General features: G+C 46.4%; 16 protein-coding genes and 1 riboswitch. Of the genes, 9 read left to right on the top strand and 7 right to left on the bottom strand.

Annotation, left to right across the window (positions count from 1 at the left end; translation table 11 throughout):
- Window positions 1–271, top strand: a 271-nt coding sequence (locus K6G33_RS12475; RefSeq protein ID WP_296779997.1) for a transposase, incomplete at its 5' end; no start/stop codon positions are given.
- Between the two features lie 320 nt (window positions 272–591).
- Here K6G33_RS12475 and K6G33_RS12470 read toward each other — a convergent pair.
- The 4 genes from K6G33_RS12470 to K6G33_RS12455 form a co-directional block, all read right to left on the bottom strand.
- Window positions 592–2,232, bottom strand: a complete 1,641-nt coding sequence (locus K6G33_RS12470) for a glutamate--tRNA ligase family protein (protein ID WP_296779994.1) — start codon at window positions 2,230–2,232, stop codon at window positions 592–594.
- A gap of 148 nt (window positions 2,233–2,380) precedes the next feature.
- Window positions 2,381–2,851: a peptidylprolyl isomerase gene (locus K6G33_RS12465; protein ID WP_296779991.1), complete on the bottom strand. Its 471-nt coding sequence runs from the start codon at window positions 2,849–2,851 to the stop codon at window positions 2,381–2,383.
- A gap of 23 nt (window positions 2,852–2,874) precedes the next feature.
- Window positions 2,875–3,321 (bottom strand): hypothetical protein, encoded by a 447-nt coding sequence (locus K6G33_RS12460; protein WP_296779988.1) that lies wholly within the window; start codon window positions 3,319–3,321, stop codon window positions 2,875–2,877.
- Between the two features lie 140 nt (window positions 3,322–3,461).
- Window positions 3,462–4,535 (bottom strand): hypothetical protein, encoded by a 1,074-nt coding sequence (locus tag K6G33_RS12455; RefSeq protein ID WP_296779986.1) that lies wholly within the window; start codon window positions 4,533–4,535, stop codon window positions 3,462–3,464.
- 258 nt (window positions 4,536–4,793) lie between these two features.
- On the opposite strand from K6G33_RS12455, the gene K6G33_RS12450 reads away from it, so the two are divergent.
- Genes K6G33_RS12450 through K6G33_RS12440 form a run of 3 tightly spaced genes read left to right on the top strand, consistent with a single transcriptional unit; the run spans window position 4,794 to window position 7,469 of the window.
- Complete coding sequence (locus tag K6G33_RS12450; protein WP_296779983.1) at window positions 4,794–5,516, top strand: carboxypeptidase regulatory-like domain-containing protein; 723 nt, start codon at window positions 4,794–4,796, stop codon at window positions 5,514–5,516.
- Between the two features lie 3 nt (window positions 5,517–5,519).
- Entirely contained in the window at window positions 5,520–6,911 is a 1,392-nt protein-coding gene (locus K6G33_RS12445; RefSeq protein WP_296779981.1) for a peptidoglycan-binding protein, read from the top strand.
- Window positions 6,912–6,962: 51 nt separating this feature from the next.
- On the top strand, window positions 6,963–7,469 hold the full coding sequence (locus K6G33_RS12440) for a peptidoglycan-binding protein (protein WP_296779980.1): 507 nt from the start codon (window positions 6,963–6,965) through the stop codon (window positions 7,467–7,469).
- Window positions 7,470–7,516: 47 nt separating this feature from the next.
- Here K6G33_RS12440 and K6G33_RS12435 read toward each other — a convergent pair whose 3' ends face one another.
- A complete protein-coding gene (locus K6G33_RS12435) occupies window positions 7,517–10,705 on the bottom strand; it encodes a GDSL-type esterase/lipase family protein (RefSeq protein WP_296779978.1) in 3,189 nt (1,062 codons plus the stop codon).
- Window positions 10,706–11,083: 378 nt separating this feature from the next.
- Between K6G33_RS12435 and K6G33_RS12430 the strand changes: the two genes are divergently transcribed.
- From K6G33_RS12430 to K6G33_RS12415, 4 genes are all read left to right on the top strand, one after another.
- The gene (locus K6G33_RS12430) at window positions 11,084–11,413 is read left to right on the top strand and encodes a helix-turn-helix transcriptional regulator (RefSeq protein ID WP_296779975.1); all 330 of its coding nucleotides are present in this window, start codon (window positions 11,084–11,086) and stop codon (window positions 11,411–11,413) included.
- A gap of 170 nt (window positions 11,414–11,583) precedes the next feature.
- A complete protein-coding gene (locus K6G33_RS12425) occupies window positions 11,584–11,769 on the top strand; it encodes a helix-turn-helix transcriptional regulator (protein ID WP_296779973.1) in 186 nt (61 codons plus the stop codon).
- 50 nt (window positions 11,770–11,819) lie between these two features.
- Window positions 11,820–12,503 carry a JAB domain-containing protein gene (locus K6G33_RS12420; RefSeq protein ID WP_296779971.1) on the top strand — a complete coding sequence of 228 codons (684 nt, stop codon included), beginning with the start codon at window positions 11,820–11,822 and terminating at the stop codon, window positions 12,501–12,503.
- Window positions 12,504–12,508: 5 nt separating this feature from the next.
- Window positions 12,509–13,222, top strand: a complete 714-nt coding sequence (locus K6G33_RS12415; protein WP_296780005.1) for a JAB domain-containing protein — start codon at window positions 12,509–12,511, stop codon at window positions 13,220–13,222.
- 58 nt (window positions 13,223–13,280) lie between these two features.
- Here the strand turns inward: K6G33_RS12415 and K6G33_RS12410 are convergent, their stop codons facing one another.
- Both K6G33_RS12410 and metK read right to left on the bottom strand, forming a co-directional pair.
- A complete protein-coding gene (locus K6G33_RS12410; protein WP_296779970.1) occupies window positions 13,281–13,709 on the bottom strand; it encodes a hypothetical protein in 429 nt (142 codons plus the stop codon).
- Window positions 13,709–14,893 carry a methionine adenosyltransferase gene (metK, locus tag K6G33_RS12405; protein ID WP_296779967.1) on the bottom strand — a complete coding sequence of 395 codons (1,185 nt, stop codon included), beginning with the start codon at window positions 14,891–14,893 and terminating at the stop codon, window positions 13,709–13,711. The genes K6G33_RS12410 and metK overlap by 1 nt, the downstream gene beginning before the upstream one ends.
- Before the next feature lie 64 nt (window positions 14,894–14,957).
- Window positions 14,958–15,061: riboswitch (SAM riboswitch) on the bottom strand.
- 197 nt (window positions 15,062–15,258) lie between these two features.
- On the opposite strand from metK, the gene K6G33_RS12400 reads away from it, so the two are divergent.
- Window positions 15,259–16,641: a solute carrier family 23 protein gene (locus K6G33_RS12400; RefSeq protein ID WP_296779964.1), complete on the top strand. Its 1,383-nt coding sequence runs from the start codon at window positions 15,259–15,261 to the stop codon at window positions 16,639–16,641.
- Window positions 16,642–16,653 lie beyond the last annotated feature (12 nt).

The raw sequence follows: 16,653 nt of genomic DNA, 5'->3' as shown, positions 1-16,653 counted from the left end.
CTGGACTCAGCACCAGTCCAGTGATTTTGAAGCTGAGGACAAGCGCATGATCCAAGGCGGTAACCATCATCTGAAATACTATTTGTGCGAAGCTGCAAACGCTCTGAGAAGATGCGACCCGGAGTTCAAGCGCTTCTACGCTCTCAAATACAAAGAGGCTAACAAGCACAATCATAAACGCGCACTCGCTCTCACTGCCAGAAAGTTGGTCAGGTTAGTCTATACACTGCTGAAGACTAACCGCCTGTATATCCCGCCGGAGGAATATTAATCCGGCAACTCCAGCCCGCCGAAAAATTTTTTCGGTGCGGGCTTTAGTAGGAGATGCCTTTTTTGTCTCTTTTTAGGCAGAGTATACGGTTTCCTCACTGTTTTTTCTACTTTTTGTCTATTGACATTTTACCGTGGGACTCTTTTACGCAAATGCTCGAAAAATATAGTATGGAACACCGCCCTCGGCGTTCCGCGTTTACTGTTATGAAATATCAGAGGAACGGCGAGGGCACCGTTCCCTACAGTTTGTCATTTATAATTTATGAGTTATTGGCGGGCGGATAATATCCGCCCCTACAGGTTAACGCGGAATAACTTTTAAGCAAAGGCTTCCAGTCTCCTGCGTGTTATCTCCTCACCGAGAACGTGGCTGACTTCCCAGATATCGGGAGCATTAGCGTGTCCTGTGAGAGCTATTCTCAACATATTGGTTATGTGGACTATGCTTCCCTTGAACTGGTCGGGATTCTTCTTGTAATCCTTAGGCTTTACAGCAAAGCCCATTTCCTCGGTTATAGCCTTTACCTTGTCGAACCAAGCCGCACTGTCGTCACTGTGGTCGTAGCTTGCAAGGTACTTGCCGAAGAACTCCTTAACTGTAGCTTCGTCGCACTCCTCGGGCATAGGGTCTGATACTGTGAACTTCTCGTCATAGTAGAAGCTCATGAAGTCACAAGCCTGCTTCCATGTCTCGATATCACGTCTTGGCTTAGCACCGCCTCTGCCCACATTGAGAGCAGCAAGAGTTCTCTCGGGATACTTGTTTATAAGGTCAGCGAATTCCTTATCGTACTCGCTGCACCATTCCAGCCAGCCGTCATAGACCTGCTGTGCAGGCATACGGCAGATAACGTTCTTTGAGATATCGCGGAGCTTGTCGAGATCAACAAGAGCACCCGAAACCGACATCTTCTCCAGAGTATACGGAAACTCATGGTAATCTGTCTCAGGATTAGCGATACGCCACTCCTCATAATTTGAATTGAGAAGAGTGAGAAGGAACTCCCATATAGCATCCCTGCTGATACCCTCCTGCTGATAGTATGAGAGAGCGAGCTCAGGATCCTTTCTCTTTGAGAGCTTGCGCTTACCGCCTGTTTCCTCGTCGATCTTCATAAGAGTAGCGGTATGGCAGTACTTAGGCTGTTCCCAACCCAGTGTATTGAACAGCTCAACGTGCATTGGCAGTGAAGATATCCATTCCTCACCGCGGATAACATGAGTTGAACGCATGAAGTGGTCGTCGATAACGTGAGCGAAGTGATAAGTCGGGATACCGTCGCTCTTGAGGAGAACGAAGTCCATATTATTTCTTGGCATTTCGAGCTTTCCGCGGATAGCGTCCTCGACAGCGATAGTCTCACCTGTCTCCTGACCTCTGAAACGGAGCACCCACTCCTTGCCTGCTTCGATATTAGCCTTTACCTCATCAAGAGTAAGATCACGGCACTTTGCATACTTACCGTAAACTCCGGGATTTTCCTTGTTTGCAGTCTGCTGCTCGCGGACAGCCTCTATCTCCTCAGCAGTCATGAAGCATGGATAAGCGCGTCCTCTTTCTGTAAGGAGCTTTGCGAATACGTGGTAGATGTCCTTACGCTGTCTCTGACGGTAAGGACCGTAGCTGCCGTTATCACCGTCAGCTGTAGCGCCTTCGTCGAAATGAACGCCGAAGTAGTCCATAGCATTGATGACAGTCTCAACAGCGCCCTCAACCTCACGCTTATTGTCTGTATCCTCTATTCTAAGGTAAAAAACACCCTGTGACTGATGAGCTATACGCTCACCTATGATAGCATTGTAAAGATTTCCGAGGTGAACAAATCCTGTGGGACTTGGTCCTATACGGGTAACAAAAGCTCCGTCCGGAAGCTGTCTTTCGGGGAAACGCGCCTCTATGTCCTCGGGAGTATCCTTGACATCGGGGAAAAGGTAATCTGCAAGTGCCTTAAAGTCCATATTATCAATCCTTTGTAAATTTTGCGTCTGTCATCTGCGGACAGACGATATTTAAAATATTATAGCATATTTCTCATGCAAAGTCAACTGCCGCGTGTCTGCTGAGCCGAAAAAGAAAAGAGGCGGTATATCCGCCTCTCAGAGTTTATCAGTCAATAGTTACCTTCTTCATTATCTGAGGTGTTGTAGGCTTGTCATTGTAATCCGTAGCACATTCTGCTATCTCGTCAACGACCTCCATACCTTCAACTACCTTGCCGAATGCAGCGTAGTTGCCGTCAAGATGAGGAGCGTCCTCATGCATGATGAAAAACTGTGAACCTGCTGAATCGGGCATCATTGAACGAGCCATTGAAAGAACACCTCTTGTGTGCTTGAGGTCGTTCTTCACGCCGTTTGCAGCAAATTCTCCCTTGATATGCCAGCCGGGACCGCCTGTGCCTGTACCGTTGGGGCAGCCGCCCTGGATCATGAATCCCGGGATAACTCTGTGGAATGTCAGACCATCGTAGAAGCCCTGCTTTACAAGCTTCTCAAAGTTCACACAAGAGATAGGAGCGATATCGGGATAAAGCTCTATCTTGATCTTCTTTCCGTTTTCCATTTCGATAGTTACCATTGTTTTTCCTCCTTGAAATTATATCAGCCTACTTCAATAACGATGTTGGTTGCAGGCGCAATATATGTTGTGTACTCCTGAACGTTCGTATCATTGTCCAGACCGCCGTGTTTTCTGTTATATTCATCGAGTATCGAAAGAGTAGTGGTAGGCATATTTGCCTCCTCGGGAGTAGTCACAGGGATAGTCTCAATGACATCTCCGAACATATTCGTAACAGTCACATACTCGCGCTCTGTAGTCTCCTGAGCAGGATTATTTGCAGAGCCTCCCGAACCTGCACCCAGAACGCTCTGATCTGACGTACCGTACTCAGCTTCTGTTATCAGGTGGTACTTCTGTGTGGTATTATTTTGTGAGCTGCCTTTTTTGTTGCTCTCGTAAGCGCTCTTAGTACACGATCTGCCTGCAATTATTACGAGTATAGCTGACACGACCGCGAGTGCCAGAGAGACAATATGTCTTTGCACTGTTTTTCCTCCGTTCAAAATTATTCGCTGTATATGTGGTTATTAATATTAATTATAATACAAAGCCCACCGATTGTCAAGTAACACCGCATCGGCTTTGAACTCCGCGGGCTTCTTACCTTTCCCGCGATCACACCATTTTATTGACCTATAAACGGCAAAAATGCGTAAACCGTCATAAAAAAGCCAGCCGCAATATATATGCTGCTTGTTATCGGGAGTTTTCTGCGGTAGACATTATGCGGATCGCTCGGTGCTATGAACAGCTCCGTGAACTCGCCAAACTCTGTTTTCTTGTATGAAGCCATATCCCTATGCACATAGGTAACGCCTTCATAAGAATATTTCCAGAAAGCATAATACCTGTCAGGCAAACGCCGTCCGCCTCCCAAACCCGATACAATGGTGCAGTCAACACATTCCGCCTCGACCTTTACCGTACACTGCTTTCGTTTTATAAACGCAAATGTCACGGGATACAAAAGCAGCGGCATTGCGCCGAATGAACAGAAAATAAGACCGTAATACTTCTCATTAGCAGGATCAAAGATAGCCGAAATACTGAATATCGTATAAAGCACACCGCATACTGCCAGCAGTTTCATGGAGATGACACTGTCATGTCTTCTTCTGTTTTTGCAGCAAAGGAAGAAAAGTACAAAAGCTGCCGTAAGCATTGCGCATATCGCCAGTCTCTCGTAAGCGCCTTTCAGCACATTTGTGACCGCCATGGCTCCTATAATAAGTCCCACGCCCAGAATAGTAAAACCTACTACCCACGCAGGAGCTTCGGGCTTTACGTAATTGATATCCGCACCCTCTTTTACGTATCTGTGAGATTCCGTTTCATATTTTCCCGAAGTCTTGTTGATCCTGCGTTTCTCAATAAAGCAGTATATCGCAGGGATAACGCCTGCCATTATCAGTCCTACCGTAACAAGCACGGTCTGGAGCGTATCCTTAAAAAAGAATGCCGAGCATATCACAACAAAACCAAGTATCATAGATATGACAGGTGTCATGGGTATCTTGTCAAAGCCTTTTCCATGGGAATCGACTTCTTTTTGCTGTATCTGCCAGACGTGCATATTCAGTCTCGCCTTTTCATCGGCAGGTATTGTCAGATCGGCAATGAACTTTCTTGCCTCATCATACTTTTTCTGATCAGCAAGATCATACACTTTATCTAAGATCCAATTTCTCTCATAATCCATATATAAACCTCTTATCTGCTTAAATACAAAGAATATATCGACTCTTTCAAGCATAAATAATGTCATAAAAGCGAAGCGTTATGATATAATTGCCCGATTGCAGGGAGCAAATCTCTGATTTGCGTATCTGCAAGGGCTTTTAGATAAGTTATAATGAATGCATTTTCATTCATTATATCATATGAGATATTCAAAGTCAATCATGACCGTGTAATATTCTGCGGCGGTGAAGAATATCATTTAGCAGGAGGAGATCATATGAAAAACGGAAATTTTGATACTGAAAAATACAAGCAGGAGCTCATGAAGCTCTACAGCAGGAGCTCAAATCCCACGGAACAGTCGGGAGACATATCCCTTGACTATAATCCGAAGCCGCAGGAGATAAAAGATGTAAACGAAGATGCTCCCGACGATACGGTTTATTCGGAATTCACCGACGAGGATTTCCCCGATACCGAGGAGGACTACAACAGCCGCTACCCTGAGCCCGATCTTTCCCAGCTTGATACCGACCTCGGCACTGCTTCTTCTGAAGACAATGTGCCGCCCGAATACACCTCGGAGGAACTCTTAGGCAGAGAAACAGGCTATATACTGGTAAATGTCCGTACAGGTGATAACTCGTCCGCCATAAAGGGAGCCTCCGTGGCAGTTACCGCTGTGGTAGACGGAAAAAGAATGATACTTGCATCAGGAATTACCGATGAGAGCGGCATTTCCCCCAAGTTCCCGCTTCCCGTTCCCGACCTGATACATTCACAATCATCTGATCCCGATGAACGTCCGTACAATCTCTTTGACGTAAGCGTATCGGCAGAAGGCTTTTTTAACGCAAGAAGCGTTGATGTGCCTGTATTTTCGGGCATAACCTCTGTACAAAACTTCAATCTCATACCTGTGCCTATGATGATGCAAAGTTCCGACGAAACTGTGACCTATTACAATGCCGAACCTGATTTCCGCGGCAGAAAGGAGTGAGCCATGCTTACAGGAGAACCTTTCATACCAGAGACCATAACTGTGCATCTTGGGACTCCTGATTCGGATTCCCCGAATGTAACAGTGGGATTTGCTTCGTATATCAAAAACGTCGCTTCCAGCGAGATTTACCCCACATGGAACGAAAATGCTCTCCGTGCCAATATCTACGTGATAGTATCCTTTGCACTCAACCGAATATACACCGAATGGTACCGTTCAAGGGGATATGATTTCGACATAACTGCCACAACTCAGTTCGATCAGAAGTTCATAAACGGCAGGGAGTATTTCGAGAACATCAGTTACCTCGTCGATGAGCTTTTCAACGACTACGTAAGGCGGCAAGGCAGAGTCGAACCTCTTTTCACTTCATTCTGCAACGGCACTACCACTACCTGTAACGGACTTTCCCAATGGGGCACAGTATCTCTTGCAGAAAGGGGCTATACTCCCTATGAGATACTGCAATACTACTACGGAGAGAATATTGATATCGTCAAAAACGCCCCCGTGCGGACAGCCATGCCCTCCTATCCAGGGATAGAACTGGTAAACGGTGCATTCGGCAACGATGTGAAGTTCGTACAGATATGGCTCAACCGCATATCGCGCAACTTCCCTGCTATCCCGAAGATACCTGCTGCCGACGGGATATTCGACACTGCAACTGAAGACGCTGTAAGGAAGTTCCAGCAGATATTCGGACTTGAAGAAAACGGAAAAGTCAATGCAGCAACATGGTACAGGATAACCTACATCTACACCAGCGTAAAACGGCTGGCTGAGCTTGATTCCGAGGGGCTTCGGCTCGATGAGATACAGCCGCAGTTCTCCGAAGACCTCCGTATCGGTATGCAGTCCATAGAGGTCAGTATGCTGCAATACTACCTTGCAGTCATAGGCGCTTACTATGAAGCCGTCATACCTGTAGAGATAACAGGCTACTTCGGTGAGCAGACAGAGCGCTCGGTAAAGTCATTCCAGCGCGTGTTCGGACTTCCTCAGACGGGAGTGGTCAACAGGGCAACCAGAAACGATCTTTACCGTGCATATCAGGGTATTGTTGAATCGGTACCGCCCCAGTATACCTACGTTGCACTTTATCCCAATACTGTTCTGAGAGAAGGTGCGAACGGAGAATCTGTAAAGATAATACAGCAGTATCTCACTTATATCAGCAGAAGCTATCCGAATATCCCCGCAGTCAGTGATACAGGCTATTTCGGCCCTCTTACAAAACAGTCCGTCACAGCGTTCCAGCGTCAGTTCGGCATAGATACGTCGGGTATAGTGGGAGCTGTCACATGGGACAGGATAGCAGGCGTATATTCAGACCTGCGGTACGGTTTTGACAAGCGTCCCTACCAGAATCCCGGCTACACCATAAAGTAGCCGTTATGTCAGATCACCAAATGACAAATACTATTATCAGGAGTTGATCCCATGCCATACACAGATGAACAAAAAAAGGAACATATCCGCGAATTGCAGGATCTCCTTTATGCCATATCTATTTTCGACAAAAGGATACCTCAGGTAATGCCGAGCGGCATCTACGACAGCGACACCAAAGAGGCGGTATCGGAATTTCAGCGTTTATACGGGCTTCCCGTAACAGGTGAGACCGATCCCGATACATGGGATAAGATCGCAGCTGTCTACAGAGAGGATCTCGACGGTGCTCCCGCGGCTTACCATGTATTTCCTTCCAAAAGCTACCGCGTCTGCGATGGTGACAGCGGAGAACTGGTATATATCATACAGGCAATGCTATGGAAAGCTGCTGCGTGGTATGACAATATGCCTAAGGTAAGCGTATGCGGCGAATTTGACGAGGATACACGAAAAGCTGTGCGGCTTTTCCAGCGATATACAGGCATTCCCGAAAGCGGTGCGGTGGACTGTCCAACATGGAATATGCTTGTGCATTTTTTAGAGCTGAAAATATGACCTTCTGCAAAATGAAAAGGCTTCACAAAACGTGAAGCCTTTATAGTTTATTTGAGGTATGAAGCCAGACCGCTTATGTTCTGCTTTCTTATTTCTCCTGCGACAAGTCCTGCAACGATGTTTGCGCCTTTTTCACAGAAATGAGTGCCGTCTGTTGAACCTGCAACTGCTCCCATAAGGTGGTAGCTCTTGGCTGTATCATAGCCTACCGAGTTATAATGATTCACCATAAGAGTATTGAGGTCGATGCACGGAACGCTGTACTTCTTTGCAAGATCATAGCAGGCTTTGTTATAATTGGTGTAGCTGTTTGCAAATCTGCCGTTGGAGTAAGCCTTCATGCCGATAGTCGTTGTTACAAGTATCGGTGTCGCGCCCTTATTCTTTGCGCCATTGATGAATTGTGTCATATACCACTCATACGAGCCGGATGACGGATTATTAACATTTCCGCAAGTCGGAGCGTATCTGTCCGCATTTGATGCACCTGCATCGTTGATAGCAAACTGTATCATTACATAGTCGCCTGATTTAAGACTGTCCTCAATGGTCTGCCATCTGCCCTCGTCGTAGAACTTCTTGGAGCTTCTGCCGGCGATGGAATGATTGGCAACTGTTATATCGCTATTGAAGTAGTCCTGCATATAGTATCCCCAGCCCTGCTGCGGAGCGTACTGCGCACGGTAGCTCTGAACAGTGGAATCGCCTGCGATATAAAGCATATGCTGACCGCTGCCTGTGTTCTGCTGTTCCTGAGAAGGGTCATATATCTCTGCATAAGGCTCGTCTGTAAGGATAAGCTCGATGTAGTCAAGATTAGGACCGCCCTCGGACATTGCCGACTGCATAACGATAGTATTCTTTCCTGCAATGAGCGGAAGAACTATGCCAAACTCGTTCCAGTCAGTCCATGAACCTGTACCCGGGAAGGACTGCATCCAGCAAGAATCAAAATTATCATTGACGAATATCTTCATCTTGCGGTCATTGACCGAACCGTTTGCGAAGCGTATATGGGTCATATAGTTTCCAGCTGTCGAAGCATTTACCGTAAAGGTTATATTGCTGTCAGTTGTATTATCAAGGTTTACGTAGCCGTCAGCTTTTGTATAACCTGCATTGACAGTCTCTGTAACGCCGTTTGTCCACACCTGATCCACTGCAAAATACTTCACGGGAACAGGAGCTGTTGTTGTTGTGGTGGTTGTTGTAGTTGTAGTTGTGGTCAATGTCGTTGATTTTACAGGGATAACATAAATAGGCTCGGGAAGCTTGTCAAGTCCGAGGAGACACCTCTGTATGAACACCGCATCGTTGCCTGTCATGCCGTCGTGTTCTCCTGTAACATCGGCATTTAACAGACCATATTTTGTGATATGGTGTTCGTCTGAACCTGTAAGGCCGTATTTGTTTGGATTTGCAAGAGCCTGCATGATAAGTACGATATCCGACATATCAACTTTACTGTCACAGTTTGCATCACCGTAGAAGATCTCAAAATCAAACGGATAGGTTTCAACAGGAGCTGATGTTACTGCGGAAGAAGTTGTCGTGGTGACAGTAGTTGTGGTTGTAGTCGTGGTCGTTGCAGTCGTAGTTTGCGGAACTGTAACAACAATATCATCTACCTCTATCATTTCCCACTTCTGGCAGGCATGACCGTTTACTTCCCACTGCTGGATATTAGCGCCGCTGTTTTTGTACGCACTTGCGACCTCGACAGCTCTTGCATCGCGTGAAGCTCTTGTGAGGATAGTCACAGTGCCGTCGCCGTTATCCTGGAATTTGAAGAACTGGTCACTGTAGCCGTTCTTGTCTGCAACTACTATATTAGCTCCGTTATCCTTACTGCCTTTGTCAACATATAGACATAGCTCAGACTCAACAGGCTTGATGTAGAAATAATCGCCTGTAGCCTGTACGCACTTCCATGTATTATGCAGCTGTGAAGAAGAAGCTCCCCACTGCTGAACATTAGCGCCGCTTGTTATGTTACCGTCAGCAACTTCCATATAAAGACCGCTGTTGACGTTTTTGAACATATAGGATACATTTTCCTCGGGGTGAATAGCAGCTCTTACGCCGAGCTGAAGCTCCTGCTGCATGATCTCGGCAATTTTCTGAGCGCCTTTTTTGCTCTGGTGGAGATCGTCATTGCTGCCGTTAGCCTGTATAGCATAATACGAAGCCATTCCGTCGTAGCCAATTGAAAGGCCGAAATCCTGCCACTTCGTGAACAGGTCTACCACCTTGACATTCTGCTCACTGCCTATCTTGTCGAGAGACCCACCGTACCAGCGTCCTGAAAGTTTCGGGCTGCGGTTGAGATCGCCGCGTCTTCCCTGCTGCTTAACGAGTATTACCTCCATTCCCTTAGCCTTGGCACGTTTTACCATATCGGTAACGGTATTGTAGTACTCGGTCTCGTTGGAATAGTTTGAATCATTTATACCAATGGATATAATGTAATAGTCTCCCGATTTGCCGTAGGTCTCGATAGGAGCGAACTGACCGCCGTTCACGAAGCCCTTTGCATACTGACCGCTTGTCGCCATATTGCGGACTTCATAAGAACCCGCAGGGAGCTGTGACTGGAAGAACTGTCCCCAGCCATGCTGAGAAGTATCTGCGCAGTTGTAGTAATTCGCAACGGTAGAATCGCCGCATATCCATACCATAGGCGGCATAGTTCCCGTGTCGTTGATCTGTCTGATCTCCACAGCGGAAATGGACTGCTCGCGCTTGCTCATGCCCTCGACAGCCTGAATATTGAGCTGTCCGTCGGTAACAGGGAGCTTAACCGTCTCAGTTGCTCCACGCCCTGTAAGGTTCATCATCTGAACCATACCCTCAAGCTTGATAGTAGTACGCGGAGCATTGCCCACAGTTACTTTTACCTCGTAAAGTCCCTTCGGCAGGTCAACGTTAAAGGTGTTGCCAGAGCCGTAGTCGTTGAACTTTACCGCGTCCGCAAGTACTCCGCTGCCTCCTGCGGAAACGTTGGACACGTTCCATGTCTGTGCAAATCCGTAGCCCCTTCCCGAATTATAGCCGTCTGATGCGGACACGCCTGTATATCCGCTTGCAGCACCGCTTCCGCCGAAGTCGAACTTCCAGTTTGCAGTTGCAGCCTTGACCTCAGCAGGTCTTATCTGCTCAGCAGCACCGAGTCCTGTAAAAGCAGAGAGGGAAAGTGCCAGCGAAGCAAGTCCGCTGAGCATTTTTTTTGCTTTCATAAAATTCCTCCAATTCCGTACAAAATATGTACAATTTCTCTATTTTAATTATATCACCGAATATTTCATAAGTCAATATTTTGCATATGCAGTTTTGACTTTTCTTTGCAGATTTTTGTGCTATTTTAACAACAATTCTACATATAAAAAAGTCCGAGTGGATAAAAAGCATCGTCTGTCTGAGGCAGGCAATGTTTTTCAATCAAGTTTAATTGTTATTTTATAAAACAGAGTTTGACTTAATAACTCACTGCACTTTCGCATATGACACTGTATCGTGTTTTCAATTTTATATAATAACACATATTTTCAAGAAAGTCAACACAATATTGTGCTATACGATAAAATGATAATAACACATATCCGGGAGTTGATTCAATGAATTACAGACGAGTTCGTGACCTGCGAGAGGACGCTGATCTGACTCAGAAGCAGGCTGCGGAAAAGCTATTCCTTCATCTGACACAGTACAGACGATATGAGTGCGGAGAAAGCGAATTGCCTTTTCATATCGCAATAAACGTAGCAAAGCTCTACAACGTTTCACTTGACTATATCGCAGGTATCACTGATGAAAAAAGAGGACTTACCAAATCAACGCTTACCGAAATGGAAACAAATCTGATAAACAGCTTCCGTAAGCTTGACGCTACAAAAAAGGGCAGGATACTTGAAAGGATCGAAATACTGAATAACAGCGATAAATAACCCCCCTGTTCCATAAGCGCTATACTTATACAGAAGTTTTTACGCGAGATATTGAGGAAAAACCTTTCCCAAAACTTCCCGCTTGATTTTTTCTCTGATATGGCACTCATGATAATAAAAAAGCCCTGCAAGTTTTGCAGGGAGCGCCAGATCTGCACGAAGACAAAGATATGAACCAATCGCAAATTGCAGAACTGCTGCACACAAGTCAGACCGTATACTCTCGCTATGAACGCGGATTTCAGACCATACCCGTTGAACATCTGCTGATACTTGCCGACTTTTACGGAGTTTCGGTAGATTATATACTTGGAAGGACAAATGTTAAAGAGCTGAATAAGCCCAAACGTCCGTAACTACAGCTTGGCAGCGAAACAACGGCAAAGATGGAAAGGAGGCTGTCAACATGAACGGCAAAAACCCTCATGCAGGTCACAGAGAACGTTTCAGACAGCGTTTTCTGAATTCCGAGTTCGACCGTCTTTACGAACATGAACTGCTGGAACTTATGCTTTTCTATCCCCGTCCTGTCGTTAATACTAACAACATCTCCCACGCTCTTGTCGACAGATTCGGCTCGCTCAGCAAAGTCCTCACAGCCGAACGCGATGAACTGCGTGATGTTAAAGGAGTGGGCAGCGGCGGTGCCCTTTTTCTAAAAATGATGCATGACTTCGGACTGGATTACCTCCGCCGCGTCAACAACTTCGACACGCTTTCGACACAGGAGCAGCTTTACGATTTTCTCTCGCAAAAGTTCTGCGGCTCTGATGCAAAGCTATGTATTCTGCTCTGTCTCGGTCCGCGATCCGAACTCGCAGACACAGTGACGCTTCCTGCTGCCGATATCTGTAATGGCATCATATCACAAAAGGAGCTTGCCTCCATGCTTTTAAGGAGCAGTGCTTCTAAGGTCTGCGCAGGCATAAATCACGGAAACGGCATACCGCTACCGGACGATAACGACTACCTGCTGGCACACACTCTCGCAAAGCTGCTTTCGGCTATCGGTATCGGCTTTTCGGACTGTATCATCTTCGGCAGCGGAAATTGCTTCTCTATGCGCGAAAAAGGCGCATTTGCTTTTTGAAAAATATGACTGATGAAAATAAAAAGCTGCGTTCAAAGCAGCTTCGTGAAAAATATTCAGAGCTCGGTCTTTCCGCGCTCACCGAGCAGGAACGCCTTGAGCTACTGCTGTCATACTCAGGCTGTAAGGACTGCGAATCACTTGCAGAGGAACTGCTCAGTGTTTATGGCTCTGTAAACGCCCTCGCAGACGCAGATCCGCAGCTGCTTATGAAGGAAACAGGAATTAATCAACAGGCGGCGGTGCTGCTAAGACTTATCCCCACAGTAAGCCGCACTTTATACATGGAGCGCTTCAGGATACATACCCTTAATTCAGCAAGTGCCGCTAAGGAATACTTTTCCAGCTACTTTATCGGCGCAGCCAGCGAACAACTTATAATGACAGCTGTCAACAAGCGTTTCCGCATTGAAAAGACCGTATCCATTGCATTCGGCTCTGCTGACCGTGCTGCCGCATCTTATCGAAGCATCGCAGAGCTCGTCATTAAAAGCTCCTGCACTGTATTCTTTATAGCGCATAATCACACATTTGGCTCATCTGACCCCAGTGACAGCGACCTGCTGTTCACGAAGAACATCATCGAAGAATTTTCAAAGCTCGGAGCTGTCCTTGCCGACCATATCATAGTCGGCAGCAATGATGCCATTTCGCTGCGTGAGAGCGGACTCCTTCCTGAATTTTCGCAGATGCTTCCTGACGGATACACTATATTCTGATATACAAACATAAAAAGCCCGAAAGTGATAACATACCATCACTTGCGGGCTTTTTTAATCATTCGGTAATACTTACTGTTTTAGTTTCTCTTTTCATAACGACCTTTTTCAATGTTTCGGTCACTTTTGAAGGCTCACCGCTGTCAGAACTGAACGAATGCAGTATCAGTTCCACGTCGCTGAAGCTGTCAAGGACGCTTGAGATCCTGTAAACAGTTTCGCGGAGTATAGCCTGCTGATTTTCCGTATAAATACGGCCTATAGTCATATGCGGATTGCACTCAAAAAGCGCATACATGAGACTAAGCACCTGTTCACAGTTATCAGGAAGTTCGAGAGGTCCCTCCGACATTCTGAAATTGATCTTTACAGAGCCGTCTTTATCCACTATCTCAGCCATTTCCGAGTTGGTAGCATATCTTCCAAAGATATCGATCATGATCGCATTCGTGAATCTTAACTCGCAATAATCCCTTTTATCAGCCATTATAATACAGCTGCCTTGAGAGCTTCAACTCTGTCAGTCTTCTCCCACGCAACACCCAGCTCCTCACGGCCCATATGACCGTAAGCTGCAAGCTGTCTGTACTGAGGCTTTCTGAGATTGAGCATCTCGATAATAGCTGTAGGACGAAGATCGAATACCTTTGATACAGCCTCTGAGAGCTTATCCTCAGATACCTTGCCTGTGCCGAATGTATCAACAAGGATAGAAATCGGCTTAGCTACACCGATCGCGTAAGAAAGCTGTACCTCGCACTTGTCAGCAAGACCTGCTGCAACGATGTTCTTTGCGATGTAACGAGCAGCATAAGCAGCACTTCTGTCAACCTTCGTCGGATCCTTGCCGCTGAAAGCTCCGCCGCCGTGACGTGAGTATCCGCCGTATGTATCAACAATGATCTTACGACCTGTAAGACCGCTGTCGCCCTGAGGTCCGCCTACAACGAAGCGTCCTGTAGGATTAATGAAAATCTTTGTATTCCCGTCCATGAGCTCAGCAGGGATAACTGCCTTGATAACGTACTCCTCGATGTCCTTGCGGAGCTGCTCAAGTGAGATATCAGCAGAGTGCTGTGAGGAAACAACAACAGCGTCAACTCTTACAGGCTTGCCGTCATCATACTCGATAGTTACCTGTGACTTTCCGTCAGGACGGAGATAACGGAGAGTGCCGTCCTTGCGCACCTCTGTAAGCTTCAGTGAGAGCTTGTGTGCAAGTGAGATCGGAAGAGGCATGAGCTCAGGAGTCTCGTTGCAGGCATAACCGAACATGATACCCTGATCTCCTGCACCGTTTGAGAGCCCGTCAGACTCGCCGTTTTCTTCTCTGTACTCAAATGCTTCATTTACACCCATTGCGATATCAGGAGACTGCTCGTCTATTGATGTAAGAACAGCGCAAGTGTGTCCGTCAAAGCCGTACTTGGCTCTGTCGTAACCGATGTCGATAACTACCTGACGAGCTATCTTTGGAATGTCTATATCAGCTGAAGTAGTGATCTCGCCCATACAAAGCACCATACCTGTTGTAACGCAGGTTTCGCAGGCAACACGACCGAGCTTGTCCTGTTCGAGTATTGCGTCAAGTACTGCATCTGAGATCTGATCACAGATCTTATCCGGATGTCCTTCTGTTACTGATTCTGATGTAAAAAAACATTTGCTCATTAAAAATACCTCCTGAAAATAAATAAAAGCTCCTCATATCCGAGAAGCTTTGGTAACATAACCACCCTCATCTTTCGGATAAACCGCAGGAATTAGCACCTTCGACACATTTCGGTCGGGTTGCTGCGGCTTCAAAGGTCCTGTTACCTCAGCCGCTCTTGATAAGGTCATGATGACATTATACAGCATGATATAACATTTGTCAATACCCTTTTCAAAATATTACCTATATGCAACATAAAAATACATATCTCCCTATCTTTTTTACATATGGCAACACGCTGATTTTTTATTGAAAAACCGCTTTTACTATGATATAATATCAATAATATGCATTTTTCCACATTTTTTCAGGAGGTAAAACAATGAAACTTATCTTTGACGTTCAAGACAGACCAAAAGGCGGACAGCTGGTGATATTCGCGCTCCAGCAGATGCTTGCGATCCTCGCTGCGACCATAGCTGTTCCGGTTATCATCGGCAACGGTATGTCCTCCGCAGCAGCAATGTTCGGCGCAGGCGTGGGCACTCTCGTGTATATCATGTTCACCCGCAGGAAAAGCCCTGTATTTCTTGGTTCTTCCTTTGCTTTCATCGGCTCAATGAGCGCAGCTTTTGCAGGAGGCGTGTCTATGGAGCTGGGAATGCTCGGTCTTATCATAGGAGCATTTGCAGCAGGACTTATCTACGTCCTTATCGCAGCGATCGTAAAAAAAGTGGGAGTAGGCTGGCTCAACAAGCTCATGCCTCCTGTGGTAATAGGACCAACTGTAGCAATAATCGGTCTTTCACTTGCAGGCAATGCAGTCGGAGACTTTCAGACAGGCGACGTTAAGACGATCAACTCCGCAGGTGAATCCGTTATGGCAGCGTCACCATACGCCGCTATGATATGCGGTCTTGTGACTCTCGCAGTTGTAATGCTCTGCTCAACATACGGCAAAAAAATGATGAAGCTGCTCCCATTCGTTATCGGCATAATCGCAGGCTACGGCTGTGCTTCGATAATGACGCTCATAGGCAATGCAGCAGGTATAGACAGCCTGAAGATAATTGATTTTTCCGTATTTGAGAGCTATATGTTCGACGGCGGAGTTTCTCTGAAGACCTTTATAAGCGTTCCCGATCTTGTTTTCCTTAAAGCCATAAAGGGCACAGGCGAGCTGACTGCTTCGTATCTTCTTATGATAATCGTTGCATATGTCCCTGTAGCACTGGTATGCTTCGCAGAACACGTTGCAGACCACAAGAACCTCAGCTCAGTCATCGAGCGTGACCTTCTCACAGACCCGGGACTTTCCGCTACACTCATGGGCGACGGTATCGGCTCTATCGCAGGAGCATTTTTCGGCGGCTGCCCGAATACCACATACGGAGAATCCGTTGGCTGTGTTGCAATAACAAAGAACGCATCAATAGTCACTATCATTGCTGCTGCAATAGGCTGTATACTCTCCTCTTTCTTCACGCCATTCGTTGCATTCATTGATTCGATACCTGCCTGCGTCATGGGCGGAGTATGTATCGCACTTTACGGCTTCATTGCTGTCTCGGGACTAAAGATGCTCAAGGAAGTCGATCTCGACGACAACCGCAATCTCTTTACCGCTTCTGTTATCCTCATCGCAGGTATAGGCGGTCTGAGCATAAGCTTCAGCTCAGTCACCATAACTGAGGTAGCAGCTGCCCTTATCCTGGGTATTCTCACGAACGTTATGCTCTCTAAGAAAGCTCCTTCGGAAAAATGACACTTTTGTCAT

This window comes from Ruminococcus sp., assembly GCF_024691275.1.
Taxonomy (GTDB): Bacteria; Bacillota; Clostridia; order Oscillospirales; family Ruminococcaceae; genus Ruminococcus.
This window is presented reverse-complemented; position numbering and strand designations above follow the sequence as displayed.

Bases quoted from the DNA above. Each gene is read 5' to 3' on its own strand.
- K6G33_RS12465 (WP_296779991.1), bottom strand. From the start codon at position 2,851: ATGGTAACTATCGAAATGGAAAACGGAAAGAAGATCAAGATAGAGCTT.
- K6G33_RS12400 (WP_296779964.1), top strand. From the start codon at position 15,259: ATGAAACTTATCTTTGACGTTCAAGACAGACCAAAAGGCGGACAGCTG.
- metK (WP_296779967.1), bottom strand. From the start codon at position 14,893: ATGAGCAAATGTTTTTTTACATCAGAATCAGTAACAGAAGGACATCCG.
- K6G33_RS12445 (WP_296779981.1), top strand. From the start codon at position 5,520: ATGCTTACAGGAGAACCTTTCATACCAGAGACCATAACTGTGCATCTT.
- K6G33_RS12455 (WP_296779986.1), bottom strand. From the start codon at position 4,535: ATGGATTATGAGAGAAATTGGATCTTAGATAAAGTGTATGATCTTGCT.
- K6G33_RS12415 (WP_296780005.1), top strand. From the start codon at position 12,509: ATGACTGATGAAAATAAAAAGCTGCGTTCAAAGCAGCTTCGTGAAAAA.
- K6G33_RS12450 (WP_296779983.1), top strand. From the start codon at position 4,794: ATGAAAAACGGAAATTTTGATACTGAAAAATACAAGCAGGAGCTCATG.
- K6G33_RS12435 (WP_296779978.1), bottom strand. From the start codon at position 10,705: ATGAAAGCAAAAAAAATGCTCAGCGGACTTGCTTCGCTGGCACTTTCC.
- K6G33_RS12470 (WP_296779994.1), bottom strand. From the start codon at position 2,232: ATGGACTTTAAGGCACTTGCAGATTACCTTTTCCCCGATGTCAAGGAT.
- K6G33_RS12420 (WP_296779971.1), top strand. From the start codon at position 11,820: ATGAACGGCAAAAACCCTCATGCAGGTCACAGAGAACGTTTCAGACAG.
- K6G33_RS12440 (WP_296779980.1), top strand. From the start codon at position 6,963: ATGCCATACACAGATGAACAAAAAAAGGAACATATCCGCGAATTGCAG.
- K6G33_RS12410 (WP_296779970.1), bottom strand. From the start codon at position 13,709: ATGGCTGATAAAAGGGATTATTGCGAGTTAAGATTCACGAATGCGATC.
- K6G33_RS12425 (WP_296779973.1), top strand. From the start codon at position 11,584: ATGAACCAATCGCAAATTGCAGAACTGCTGCACACAAGTCAGACCGTA.
- K6G33_RS12430 (WP_296779975.1), top strand. From the start codon at position 11,084: ATGAATTACAGACGAGTTCGTGACCTGCGAGAGGACGCTGATCTGACT.